The following is a 12755-nucleotide window of genomic DNA, read 5'->3' as shown; positions in this document are numbered from 1 at the left end:
CACCGACTACGCTGGCACCATCATGTTCCGAATCATGTTCTACCAGCCGTGCATCCCGCCGAACACCGGCAACGCGATCCGGCTGGCCGCCAACACAGGGTGCGAACTGCACCTCATCGAACCGCTGGGGTTCTCGATGTCCGACGCACAGGTGAAGCGCGCGGGACTCGACTACCACGAGATGGCCAATGTCACCGTGCATCCGAACCTGGTGACCGCCTGGACGACGCTGAAGCCGGAACGGGTCTTCGCGTTCACCGCCCATGCCGAGCGCTACCACACCGACGTCGACTACCAGCCGGGCGACGTGTTGCTGTTCGGCCCCGAGCCGACCGGGCTACCGGCGGAGGTCCTCGACGAACCCGAGGTGACCGACCGCGTCCGCATCCCGATGCTCGCCGGACGTCGTTCCCACAACCTCGCCAACGCCGCGAGCATCGTCGTCTACGAGGCGTGGCGGCAGCACGGTTTCGCCGGCGCGGTCTGATCAGCCGACGCGGTAGCGCTTGGTGCGTGCCGTGGCACCGCCGATGAGCGCGATCTTGCTCTTCGGGACCCCGAGGTGGGCGGCGAGCAGTTCGGAGACGGCCTTGTTCGCCCGGCCATCGGTGGCCGGCTCGCGGACGTAGACGGTGATCGCGCCGCCGGGACCCGTCTCGACCAACGGGCCCTTGCTGCTCTTCGGTTTGACGGTCACCACGACCTGTTGCGGCATGACTCTTCCTGTTCTTCGTGAACACCGATCCGGCTCGGACATCCCGGCGCGTCCGCCGGAGGACTACTGCCAGTCCCGGGATCTGCTCCCCACCCGAAGATCCATGCGCTGCAGTCGATCTGCGACGACGGTCACAGCGCCTTCGGCGTTCTGCACCCGGCCGCGGATCAGCAGAGCGGGTGCCGTCTGAGCGAGTACACGGTACCGCGCCCACAAACCGACCGAACACACCACGTTGACCATCCCGGTCTCGTCCTCGAGGTTGATGAAGGTCACCCCGGACGCGGTGGCGGGACGCTGCCGATGGGTCACCGCGCCACCGACCAACACGCGCGAACCGTCGGGCACCGACAGCAGGCGATCAGCGGCCAGCACACCCATCGCGTCGAGCCGGGGACGCAGGAACTGCGTCGGATACGACGTGGGGGTGATCCCGGTGGCCCAGGCGTCGGTGGCCGCCAGCTCGACGTCGGAGAGACCCGGAAGCGTGGGGGTCGCCTGCGCCGATTCCAGGGCCAGCTGATCGTCGCGCACCGTCGCGGCGGCCCCGGCCTCCCACAGGGCCTGACGCCGGCTGAGGCCGAACCCGTCGAAGGCGCCGGCGCCGGCGAGCCCCTCGAGTTCCTTGGTCGTCAACCGGGCGCGCCGGGAGAGATCGGTGATGTCGAGGTAGGGACCGTCGGACCGACGGTCGACGATGCGCTGCGCCGCCTCCTCCCCGACGCCGCGCACCCCGTCGAGACCCAACCGGACATCGAGACCCTCGTTCTCCAGGGTGGCGTGCGCGAGTGAGGCATTGATGTCGGGGCGATGGACCGCGACACCGTGCCGTCGGGCGTCGGCCACCAGGGTCTGCGGTGAGTAGAAACCCATCGGTTGCGCCCGTAGCAGCGCGGCGCAGAACGCCGCCGGGTGATGCAGCTTGAACCACGACGAATAGAACACCAGCGACGCGAAGCTCTGCGAATGACTCTCCGGGAAGCCGAAATTGGCGAACGCGGCCATCTTCTCGAAGATGCGGTCGGCGGTGTCCCCGGTGATGCCGTGCAGGTTCTCCATGCCCTCGTAGAAACGTTGCCGCAGGCGTTCCATCTTCTCCGGCGACCGTTTGGAACCCATCGCCCGGCGCAACTGGTCGGCCTCGGAGGCGTCGAATCCGGCCACGTCGACGGCCAACTGCATCAGCTGCTCCTGGAACAGCGGCACCCCCAGGGTGCGTTCGAGCGCCCTGCTCATCGACGGATGCTCGACCGTCACCGGCTCTTCCCCGTTGCGCCGTTTGATGAACGGATGCACCGAGCCGCCCTGGATGGGGCCGGGCCGGATCAGGGCCACCTCGACGACGAGATCGTAGAAGCAGCGCGGTTTCAGCCGCGGGAGGGTGGCCATCTGCGCACGGGACTCCACCTGGAACACGCCGACCGAGTCGGCGCGACAGAGCATCTCGTACACAGCGGGTTCAGCGAGGTCGAGGGTGGCGAGGTCGACGTCTATCCCCTTGTGTTCGGCGACCAGGTCGATCGCATAGTGCAGCGCGGAGAGCATGCCGAGACCCAGCATGTCGAATTTGACCAGCCCGATGGCGGCGCAGTCGTCCTTGTCCCACTGCAGCACGCTGCGGTTCTCCATCCGCGCCCACTCCGTGGGGCAGACATCGGCGATCGGCCGGTCGCAGATCACCATGCCGCCGGAGTGGATACCCAGATGCCTTGGCATTCCGAGGATCTCACCGGCGAGTTCGGCGACGTCGGCGGGAGCGGTGTCGGGCATCTTGGCCCAGGCGTCCTGCTGGCCGGGCGCGTACCCGAGCGCCCGGGCCATGTCCCGGATCGCCGACTTCCCCCGGTAGGTGATGACGTTGGCGACCTGCGCGCTGCGCTCCCGGGTGTAGCGGCGGTAGACGTACTGGATGGCCTCCTCGCGTCGGTCGGACTCGATGTCGATGTCGATGTCGGGCGGGCCGTCGCGCTCGGGGGCCAGGAACCGTTCGAAGAGCAGCGTGTTGGCGACCGGGTCGACGTTGGTGATCCCGAGGGCGTAACAGACGGCCGAGTTGGCCGCACTCCCCCGGCCCTGGCACAGGATGTCGTTGGCCTTGCAGTAGTCGACGATGTCGGCGACCACCAGGAAGTAGCCGGGGAACGTGAGCGTCTCGATGATGGCGAGCTCGTGCTCGATCTGCCGGTAGGCCTGCGGATGTTCGGCGGGGGTGCCGTACCGGCGGCGTGCCCGGGTCATGGTGAGTTCGCGCAACCAACTCGCCTCGGTGTACCCGTCGGGGACGTCGAAGGGTGGCAACTGCGGTGCGATGAGGCCCAGGTGGAATGCGCAGTCCGCGGCGATGCCCACCGCGTTGTCGATGGCATCGGGATGTGCGGGCAGCAGCCGCGCCATCTCGTCGCCGCTGCGCAGATGTGATCCGGCGACGCCGGGCATCCACCCGGAGATGGTGTCGATGTCGGTGCGGGCCCGGACGGCGGCCATCGCCATCGCCAGCCGTCGGCGCCGGGGCGCGGCGAAGTGGGCGCCGGTGGTGGCCACGGTCGGCACGCCCGCCCCGGCGGCGAGGCCGGCGAGCACCGCGTTGCGTTCGTCGTCGTCGGCCATGCCCTGCGCGGTCAGCTCGACGACGATGTTGTCGTGGCCGTAGGTCTCGATCAGTTCTCGCAGCGCCTGCTCGGCGGCCGGGACGCCGCCGCGGTCGAGGGCGCGTCGGAGGGCACCCTTCCGGCATCCGGTGAGGATGAGCCAGTGCCCGCCGCCGGCCGCGGCGAGCGCTTCGCGGTCGTAGCGGAGCAGACCCTTCTCCCCTGCGACCATGTGCGCCTCGGCGATGGTCCGTGACAGACGGCGGTAGCCCTCACCGTCCCGGGCGAGGACCAGCAGATGCTCGCCCGGTGGATCGTTCTGACCCGTCCGCGCGATGTCGGGTTCCAGTGACAGCTCAGCACCGAAGACGGTCGGCATGCCGAACTCACGGGCCGCCTCGGCGAAGCGCACGATGCCGTAGAACCCGTCGTGATCGGTGACGGCCAGTGCGCGGAGTCCGAGCCGTTGCGCCTCCTCCACCAGCTCCTCCGGCATCGACGCACCATCGAGGAAGCTGTACGAACTGTGGGCGTGCAGTTCGGCGTAGGGCACCGCCGACGAGCCGCGCGCGATGTCCTCGGCCTGATAGGCGCCGCGTTTGCGCGACCAGGCCGGACTGTCGCCGCCATCCCCGGGGAACGGCGCCCATTCGCTGAGGTCGGGACCGAACTCGGTGCCGGGCCGGTCGGCACTGCCGGGCGCTCGGCCGGCGAGCACCCGTTCCATCTCCGACCACGTCGGTGGTCCTTGATCCCAGCCCACCCGCCAAGCTTATCGAACACAAGTTCGATGCAACAGCCGGGGAGGACTCAGCTGTTGGCCCGGCCCCGCTCGACAATGCCGGACCGACGATCGGCCACCCGAGCGGGGTCGAAACCTGCCATCCACTCGACCGACATGTCGTTCTCCACGTCGAGCGCTGGGCCGACGAGATGCTGCTCGGCACGTCGATACGAGTCGAGCATGGTCCGCACCGCGAGCTGGTCACTCCCGGCCATGGACACCGCGAGTTCCATCGCCGCGGCCATCAGCTGATCGTGGGCCACCACCTCGGTCACCAAACCGACCCGCAGCGCCGTCTGAGCATCGACGAACTCCCCGGACAAACTCATGCGGCGCGCGAAACCCCGGCCGACCGCTTCCGGCAATCGGGACGTCAGACCCCAGCCCGGCAACACCCCGACCCGCGAGTGGGTGTCGACGAAGCGGGCCCGTTCGGACGCGATCAGGACATCGCACGCGAGGGCGAACTCCAGACCACCGGTGGCGGCGACACCGTTGACGGCGCCGATGATCGGCTTCGAGATGGGGCGCCACGGATGCCCGACAGGTACGTCCGCATGATCGAGCAGTCGAGCGCTCTCGGTCGACGAGCCCAACTCGGCCAGGTCCAGGCCGGCGCAGAATGCCGAGCCCGCGCCGGTGAGGATGACGACGTCGACGTCATCGGCCCGGTCCGCGTTCTCCAATTCGGTACGGAGAGCCTCGATCAGGCCGGAGCTGAGCGCATTCCGGACCTCCGGACGGTTGAGGACCAACGTCCGCACCCGTCCGGATTGCTCGATCAGCAGAAGCGGTTCTCCCGACGTGGCCGTGTGGTCACTGGTCATGCGATGCCTTTCGGTGACGTCGGATCAACCCGCCGATTGCGGACGCTCGGCGAGCCCGAGCCGCAAGTGTTCGCTGTGGTAGACCGCCTCGTCGAGCAGCTGGGCGACATGGCTGTCATAGAGGCTGTAACTGATCGACCGACCCGACCGGGTGCCGGTGACCAGCCCGAGGTTGCGGAGCAACCGGAGCTGATGGGAGACCGCGGACTGCTCCATGCCGACGGCGTCGGCGAGATCGGTCACCGAACGCGGTCCGGACCGCAACTTGGTGAGGATGAGCAGCCGGCTCGGGGTCGCCAGCGCCTGCAGAGTGGTGGCGACGTGCACGGCCGATTCCGGATCGAGCCGCGCAGCCGGCCGCATCCCTTCATCGATGCCGTGTCCCATGCAGCGGATGCTACCGGCCGGACCTCACATGAAAACCTCTTCATATGAACTGTTACTGTCTGAGAGGTGGTCGTCGACGAGTGGCTTCGACTCGGCGCCTCGCTCGCGCTCGGTGCCGGCTCAACCAGCAGAAGGGCCGACGACAGATGGGAGACACGATGGGTACGGCGGAGACGACGGAACGAACGGCCCGCGACTCGACGCTTACGGGAGCAGACCGCGGGAGCACCCCGCCGTCGATCGTCCGGACCGGACTTCGGCTACCCGAGGTGCGCTGGGCGGGCCTCGCGCTGGCACTGTTCCTCGCGGGTTGGCTGCTCCAGATCTGCCAGGCGCCCGAATGGTCCTGGTGGACCGCATATCTCGCGTGCTATCTGGCCGGCGGATGGGAACCGACCCGATCGGGCCTGCAGGAACTGCGGGAACGACGACTCGACGTCGATCTGCTGATGATCGTCGCCGCCGTCGCCGCCGCGTCGATCGGGCAGGTCTTCGACGGCGCGCTGCTGATCGTGATCTTCGCGACCTCGGGCGCGCTGGAGGTCGTCGTCACCCAGCGCACCGCCGATTCGGTGACCGCCCTGCTCGGACTGGCCCCCGAACGGGCCACCCTGTATGCGCCCGACGGCACGACACGCGAGATCGACTGCCGCGAACTCGAAGTCGGCCAGCGCATCCTCGTCCGTCCGGGCGAACGGGTGGGCGCCGACGGCGTCGTCGTCGACGGCCGCAGCGAGGTCGACCAGCAGGCCGTGACCGGCGAGTCGGTCCCGATCGTGCGGGCGGCGGGCGACGACGTGCTGTCCGGCACCGTCAATGGCACCGGCGCGCTGATCGTCGAGGTCGCCCGTCCGGCGTCGGAGTCGGTGATCGCCCGCATCGCGACGCTCGTCGCCGAGGCATCCGAGACGAAGGCGCCGACCCAGCTCTTCATCGAGAAGGTCGAGCAGACGTACTCCGTCATCGTCGTCGTCGCCACCCTCCTGGTGCTGGGCGTCCCGATGATGTTGTTCGGCAACACATTCGACGAGGCGCTGCTTCGTGCCATCGTGTTCATGATCGTCGCCTCGCCTTGCGCCGTCGTCCTGTCGACGATGCCGCCGCTGCTCGCGTCGATCGCCAATGCCGGTCGGCACGGCGTCCTGGTCAAGTCCGCCGCGGTGATGGAGTCGGTGGGACGGACCTCGGTCGTCGCGTTCGACAAGACCGGCACCCTCACCGAGGGACGCCCGCAGGTCGTCGACGTGACGGCGTTCGACGGTCACGACCCGTTCCAGGTGTTGGCGCTGGCCGCCGCGGTCGAGTACCCCAGTGAGCATCCCCTCGGTCGCGCGATCGTGACCGCCGCCGCCGACCGCGGACTGCGCGTCGGGGCAGTGGACAATTTCCGGGCACTTCCCGGGCGCGGGGTGACGGGTGCGGTCGGCGGGCGCCGCGTCACCGTCGAGCGCACCGTCGCCGGTTCGACCGGGACGATGGTCGGCGTTCTCGTCGACGGACGGGAGATCGGCCGGATCGAACTCGTCGATCGCCTGCGGGACGACGCCGCCGAGGCGGTGCGGCTGATCGGCGACGTCACGTCGGGTTCGGTCCTGCTGCTGACCGGCGACCGGCCATCGGTCGCCGCGGACGTCGCCGACCGGACCGGAATCCGCGAGGTACACGCCGACCTGCTGCCGGAGGACAAGGTCCGGATCGTCGGCGAGATCGAGGGACACGTGCTCGTGGTCGGCGACGGCATCAACGACGCACCGGCACTCATGGCGGCCGGGACCGGCATCGCGATGGGTCGTCGCGGTGCGGACCTCGCGGTCCAGACCGCCGACGCGATCATCGTGCGTGACGACCTCACCGCGGTCCCCGCGCTGATCCGGCTGTCCCGCCTCGCCCGCCGTTACGTCATCGCCAATCTGTGCATCGCCGCCACCGTGATCCTCACCCTCGTGACCTGGGATCTCATCGGCACCCTGCCACTCCCCCTGGCCGTGGCCGGGCACGAGGGTTCGACCGTGCTCGTCGCCCTCAACGGCGCCCGCCTGTTGCGGAAGTCGGCCTGGTCAGGCCCTCGGGGCGCACAATCGAGGACTTGAGGCGCACGGTCGACGCATACGGGCGCGCGACGCCGCGCGCGTAGTCGTTGCCATCGCCGCAAGTTAGTGTCACTCTGAGTACCAGACAGATCCGCGGCCCGCGGGCCGTGGACAGCCAGCGGGCCGTCGGCCCGCCCATCTGATGGGATCCCTTCCATGACGAGCTACTTCATCACCGGGGGCAGCGGGTTCATCGGGCGACGCGTACTCGAACGTCTCCTGACCGTCGCTCCCGACGCCACCATCCACGCACTGGTACGCGAGACCTCGCGCGCGGCGTTCCTCACCATGCTCGACGACCTCGACGCGGGCGACCGCGTGACACCCGTGGTCGGCGACCTGACCGCCCCGGGACTCGGTATCGCACCGGACACCGTCCCCGCGATCGATCACGTCATCCACCTCGCGGCGATCTACGACATGGCCGCCGACGCGGAGTCACAGCGCGCCGCCAACGTCGTCGGGACCTCGCGCGCCGCCGACTTCGCGATCGCGCACGATGCGCTGTTCCACCACGTCTCCTCGATCGCCGTGGCCGGTGACCACCGCGGTCGTTTCACCGAGATGGACTTCGAAGTCGGACAAGGCTTTCCGACTCCCTACCATCGCACCAAGTTCGAGGCCGAGCGCGTCGTGCGCGAACGCGAGGGACTCCGCTGGCGCGTGTACCGGCCGTCGATCGTGGTCGGCGACTCGCGCACCGGCGAAATGGACAAGATCGACGGTCCCTACTACTTCTTCGGCCACCTCGCGACGCTCGGCCGACTGCCCTCGATGCTGCGACTGCCGATGCCCGATCTCGGGACGCTCAACATCGTGCCGGTCGACTACGTCGCCGCCGCGATGGTCGCCCTCCTCGGCGTGAACCCCACGCGCAGCGGACTGGTGTTCCATCTCAGCGACCCGAAGTCGCTCACCACCACCGAGATGTACAACGCGCTGGCACCGGCGTTCAAGGCGCCGAAGGGGTTCGACGCCATCCCACGGGCTGCGGTGGAACCCGTGATGACGTTGTCCGGCATGGGGATCGCGCGCGTCGGGCGCAACCTCGTCGCCGCCCAGCAGGGCATCCCCGGGGCAGTACTCGACGCGGTGACGCTGCCGGTCGACTTCCGCGCCGACACCACCGTGGCGGTCCTGGGTGACCTCGGTATCACCGTGCCCGACTTCGCCGACTACGCCCCGCGCCTGTGGACCTACTGGTCACGACACCTCGACCGGTCGCGCAACCGGCGCACCGATCCGCGCGGGCCACTCGTCGGCAAGAACGTCCTCATCACCGGCGGGTCGAGCGGAATCGGCAAGGCCACCGCACGGATGTGCGTCGCACGCGGGGCCAACGTCCTCATCGTCGCCCGCAACGCCGACGAACTCGAATCGGCGACCGAGGAATTGAACTCGACGACGAGCAAAAAGGGCATTCCGCCCGGTCACGTCACCGCATACCAGTGCGACATCACCGACGAGGAATCGGTCAATGCGCTCGTCAAGACCGTGCTGGCCGCGCACGGTCACGTGGACGTCCTGGTCAACAATGCCGGCCGGTCGATCCGTCGCGCCACGGTCAACTCGGTGGACCGGTCTCACGACTACCACCGGGTGATGGCGGTCAACTACTTCGGCGCGGTGAACCTCGTCCTCGGACTGCTGCCGCACATGATCGCCCGGCAGGCGGGTCATGTGGTGAACGTGACCTCGATCGCGGTGCAGTCGCGTGGCCCGCGGTTCGGTGCCTACGCGGCGTCGAAGGCCGCCCTGGAGGCCTTCAGCGACGTCACCGGCACCGAGACGGTGTCCGACCACGTGACCTTCTCCAATGTCCGTCTCCCCCTCGTGAAGACGCGGATGATCGCGCCCACCGAGGCCTACGACAACCAGCCCGGGACCTGGAACGTCGACCGGGCCGCGGCGCGCGTGCTGCACGCGATCATCGATCGACCCAAGCGCGTCGACTCGCTGGTCGGGCTCGTCGCCGAGATCGGGCACCGCGTCACCCCCGGACTGACCACCCGCATTTTGCACCAGGAGTACCTGGTCTTCGGCGAATCGGCGGCGGCGCTGGGCCGTTCGGATCGTGACGCCGGCGGGCGGGACGCGTGATCGACACCCCGTATCTCGAGGTCGACGTCGACCGCATGACGCGCAACCTCGCGGTGCTCGCCGACCGCGCGCGATCGGCGGGCGTCGGGTTCCGGCCGCATGCGAAGACCCACAAATGCGCCGAGATCGCGCGTATGCAGATCGATTCCGGTGCCGCGGGGCTGGCGGTGGCCACCATCGGCGAGGCCGAGGCCTTCGCCGACGCCGCCGACATCACCTCGTGCACCGACATCTTCATCGCCTACCCCATCTGGCCGACCCCGGAAAAAGCCGCCCGGTTGCGCGCCCTCGCGGACCGGGTGTCGCTACGGGTGGGTGTCGACTCGGTGGCGGGCGCACGGCATCTCGGGGCGCTGCTCGGCGGGCAGCGGATCGAGGCGCTCGTCGAGGTCGACTCCGGACAACACCGCACCGGGACCGCACCCGGGGACGCCGGAGACGTCGCGGCGGCGGGCGTGTCCGCGGGGCTCGACGTCGTCGGCGTGTTCACCTTCCCCGGCCACGGCTACGGCACCGGCGACACCCGTCGGCGGGCCGCGGAACAGGAGGTGGCGGCACTGCGTACGGCGGCGAAGAGTCTCCGAGCGCAGGGCATCGATCCGCGCGTGCGCAGCGGCGGGTCCACACCCACCGTCGAGTTCGTCGGCGACCCCACGTATGCGGGCGTGCTCACCGAGATCCGTCCGGGCGTGTATCCCCTCAACGACGCCCAGCAGGTCGAGATCGGCACCTGCGGATTCGACGACGTCGCGCTGACCGCGGTGGCGACCGTGGTGCGGAGCGAACCCGGACGGATCGTCGTCGACGCGGGCAGCAAGATCCTCGGCGCCGACCGAGCCGCCTGGGCGACCGGCCACGGACGCCTCCTCGATCACCCCGACGCCCGCGTCGTGCAGTTGTCCGAACACCATGCGGTGGTGGAGTTCCCGGCGGAATCGACGTCGGCCCCCCGGTTGGGCGATGTGATCCGGGTGGTGCCGAACCACGTCTGCACCGCGGTCAATCTCGTCGACGAACTGGTGGCGATCGACGGCTCGGACAGCCGGTGGCCGGTCATCGCGCGGGGGCGCAACAGCTGAGTCAGACGGGTCGGATTCCTTGCCGGACCAGGAATTTGCGTGCCCGTCCGAACTTGCGGTCGGTGGAGAACGCGTACCACTGCTGACTCACACCCGCTTCGTGGACGACGTCCCGGAACCTGCGGAACGCACCTCGTCCCTCGATCGCGCGCTCCAGACGGTTGCGCAGGTCGGGATCGGTGGTGCGCGTGGCGAAATCGGCCATGTCCCGCCAGCTGTCGCGCGAACCGATGCAGTCGAAGCGCAGCCAGCGATCCGGGTCCTCCTCGACGTCGAACTCCTCATCGAGCACGCCCGGCTCGAGCATCTCGTCGTTGTACACGAAGCCGGTGCTCAGGTCGATGAGTCCGCCGGTGGACCGGTTCGGATCACCCTCCATCTCGTCGCTGAGCATCTCGAGATCCACCGCGATCGGCCGTCCCGGCGCGGGTTCCCCGCGCAGGCTCGCGAGTAGTTCCTCGGCGAGTTCGGCGTCGCCGGCCTCTCCCCGTCGGTTGAGTTGTTCGACGATCGACACGGCCACCGGTTCGGCTCGCTCGCGGCGCTTCTGCAGTGCCATCGGTACCCCGGGGCCGACCTGCTGGAGTGCGTCGTGCAGATCGCATCCGATGACGGCATCCAGGAAACGATCGGCATCCGACGACGCGATCGACCCGCGTACCTCGCCCAGATCGAGTGCGCGTATCTCCTTCTGCGCGGGCCACTGGCCGACGAGCATCGGATGAGGAACGGTGGGGCGTGGTGGCGTCTCGTCGTCCCCATCGGCCGTCCGTCGACCGTACTGATCCGGGATGTCGCCCCAGCCGAAGTACGCCAGCGGCGCCTTCGGCTTGATGCCCAACACGTCCACCGGGTCGACCTTCAGATCTCCCACGACGCACCGATGGGTCCACTCGTCGCCGAGATCGAAGGTGTACTGGAACTCAGAGCCGGTCGCTGCGAACGCGGCGACCTTGGCCGTGGCGATGTCCACGGGCTCGGAGATCGGGCCGCCGATACCACCGGCCAGGTCGGAACCGAGCGCGGCGTCGGCGACCACCCTGCCGTCGTCCAGGGTGAACAGTGACAGATGGGAACGATCCCATCGAGCGAACGCGTCATCGATGGCGGTCGCCAGATCCTTGAACGTGTGCGCCGGTCCGACCGCGAAAACCCTTCCGGGCCAGGGCCACAACTCAACGCCGCGACCACCGAGCAGTTCCACTGTCACCGACAACCAGGTACGTGCCATGCGTCGAGAGTGGCATTTTCTAGGCGAACGCGCACGCTTTCGGTCGCGTCGTTTCTTCTCAAAGGCCACTCCGCGGGACGCAGTCACTCGTAGACACCTTCGACGATCCACTCCCCGGCGCGGTAACACAGCAGCAGGGCGCGCGAATCGTCGAGCAGCACCTGCGCACGCGCGGTCAGTCCGGTCTCGGCGGCTCCGATCGGCACCGAGGCCCCAGCTGGCCGGTCGGCGCCTCCGACCGGCCAGGGCCCGGCCCACCAGCACAGGCCCCAACTCGACCGGCGCGCCCGGGACGAGGCCAGCGCGACGGTCACCGGTTCGGCGGTGAAGGCCCCGCGATCGGTCACCTTCACCGGTTGCCCCACGGCGTCGAGCACGTGGATCGCGGTCTCCACCAGCACCGTCGGGCTGGGTTGTGGCAGGCGTCCGGGCCACGGCGCCGACGGATCCCGGCGCGGAGCCGGCTCGTCGCCCAGGGAGACCATGGTGATCCGTTCGGCGGGTCCGCGACCACCGCTCAGCACGGGAATACGGACCGCATCCCCGCCCAGCAGCCCCTGTATCCGCACCAGCGAACGCCGGGCGCGCTCCTCCACATCCGGTTCACCGGCCAGCCCGCCACGGGAGAGATCGTCGGTGAGCTGATAGTGCAGGGCCCCGGCCTCGACGACCTCGACCGGTTCGAGCCGCAGGCGGACGATCGGCGAGTCGGGTCGGGCACTGCTCCTCGCTGCGCGCGGCTCGACCCGCGGGGAAGTGGGCCGCGCCGCGCCGGTCAGCCACCCCTCGAGTTGCCATCGGATACGATCCGCGGTCGTCTCCGGCGTCAGCGGTTGGGCACATCGCCAGGTCCGCGAATGCTGTTGTCCGCGTTCGGTGGTCGCGATGATGGTGAGTCGCGTGCATGCCACCGCGGCATCACGCAGGCGCCGGTGCAGCACGTCGGCGAGGGTA

The 12755-nt window shown here is 69.1% G+C and carries 9 protein-coding genes and 1 pseudogene; 4 read left to right on the top strand and 6 right to left on the bottom strand.

The window, feature by feature from the left end; translation table 11 throughout:
• The first annotated feature begins 22 nt into the window (after positions 1 to 22).
• Positions 23 to 487, top strand: a complete 465-nt coding sequence (locus A9310_RS11350) for a tRNA (cytidine(34)-2'-O)-methyltransferase (RefSeq protein ID WP_058250672.1) — start codon at positions 23 to 25, stop codon at positions 485 to 487.
• Here the strand turns inward: A9310_RS11350 and A9310_RS11345 are convergent, their stop codons facing one another.
• The 4 genes from A9310_RS11345 to A9310_RS11330 all read right to left on the bottom strand — a co-directional run bounded on the left by A9310_RS11345 (position 488) and on the right by A9310_RS11330 (position 5301).
• Positions 488 to 715 (bottom strand): DUF167 domain-containing protein, encoded by a 228-nt coding sequence (locus A9310_RS11345; RefSeq protein ID WP_065630705.1) that lies wholly within the window; start codon positions 713 to 715, stop codon positions 488 to 490. It lies immediately after the preceding gene.
• A gap of 63 nt (positions 716 to 778) precedes the next feature.
• Positions 779 to 4066 carry an error-prone DNA polymerase gene (locus A9310_RS11340; RefSeq protein ID WP_065630704.1) on the bottom strand — a complete coding sequence of 1096 codons (3288 nt, stop codon included), beginning with the start codon at positions 4064 to 4066 and terminating at the stop codon, positions 779 to 781.
• Positions 4067 to 4113: 47 nt separating this feature from the next.
• Entirely contained in the window at positions 4114 to 4914 is an 801-nt protein-coding gene (locus tag A9310_RS11335) for an enoyl-CoA hydratase (RefSeq protein ID WP_065630703.1), read from the bottom strand.
• A gap of 24 nt (positions 4915 to 4938) precedes the next feature.
• Entirely contained in the window at positions 4939 to 5301 is a 363-nt protein-coding gene (locus A9310_RS11330) for a metalloregulator ArsR/SmtB family transcription factor (RefSeq protein ID WP_065630702.1), read from the bottom strand.
• 158 nt (positions 5302 to 5459) lie between these two features.
• Here A9310_RS11330 and A9310_RS11325 point away from each other — a divergent pair, with 158 nt between their 5' ends.
• The 3 genes from A9310_RS11325 to A9310_RS11315 all read left to right on the top strand — a co-directional run bounded on the left by A9310_RS11325 (position 5460) and on the right by A9310_RS11315 (position 10570).
• Entirely contained in the window at positions 5460 to 7391 is a 1932-nt protein-coding gene (locus tag A9310_RS11325) for a heavy metal translocating P-type ATPase (protein ID WP_254661239.1), read from the top strand.
• 156 nt (positions 7392 to 7547) lie between these two features.
• Positions 7548 to 9491, top strand: a complete 1944-nt coding sequence (locus tag A9310_RS11320; protein ID WP_065630700.1) for an SDR family oxidoreductase — start codon at positions 7548 to 7550, stop codon at positions 9489 to 9491.
• Entirely contained in the window at positions 9488 to 10570 is a 1083-nt protein-coding gene (locus tag A9310_RS11315; protein ID WP_065630699.1) for an alanine racemase, read from the top strand. Before A9310_RS11320 ends, A9310_RS11315 begins: the two co-directional genes overlap by 4 nt.
• 1 nt (position 10571) lies before the next feature.
• Here the strand turns inward: A9310_RS11315 and A9310_RS11310 are convergent, their stop codons facing one another.
• Positions 10572 to 11801: a UPF0158 family protein gene (locus A9310_RS11310; protein WP_065630698.1), complete on the bottom strand. Its 1230-nt coding sequence runs from the start codon at positions 11799 to 11801 to the stop codon at positions 10572 to 10574.
• An 83-nt stretch (positions 11802 to 11884) separates the two neighbouring features.
• Positions 11885 to 12755: pseudogene (locus A9310_RS11305) on the bottom strand (DNA polymerase Y family protein); the annotation flags it as partial.

This window comes from Gordonia sp. UCD-TK1, assembly GCF_001691435.1.
In the GTDB taxonomy this organism is placed as follows: Bacteria; Actinomycetota; Actinomycetes; order Mycobacteriales; family Mycobacteriaceae; genus Gordonia; species Gordonia hongkongensis.
This window is presented reverse-complemented; position numbering and strand designations above follow the sequence as displayed.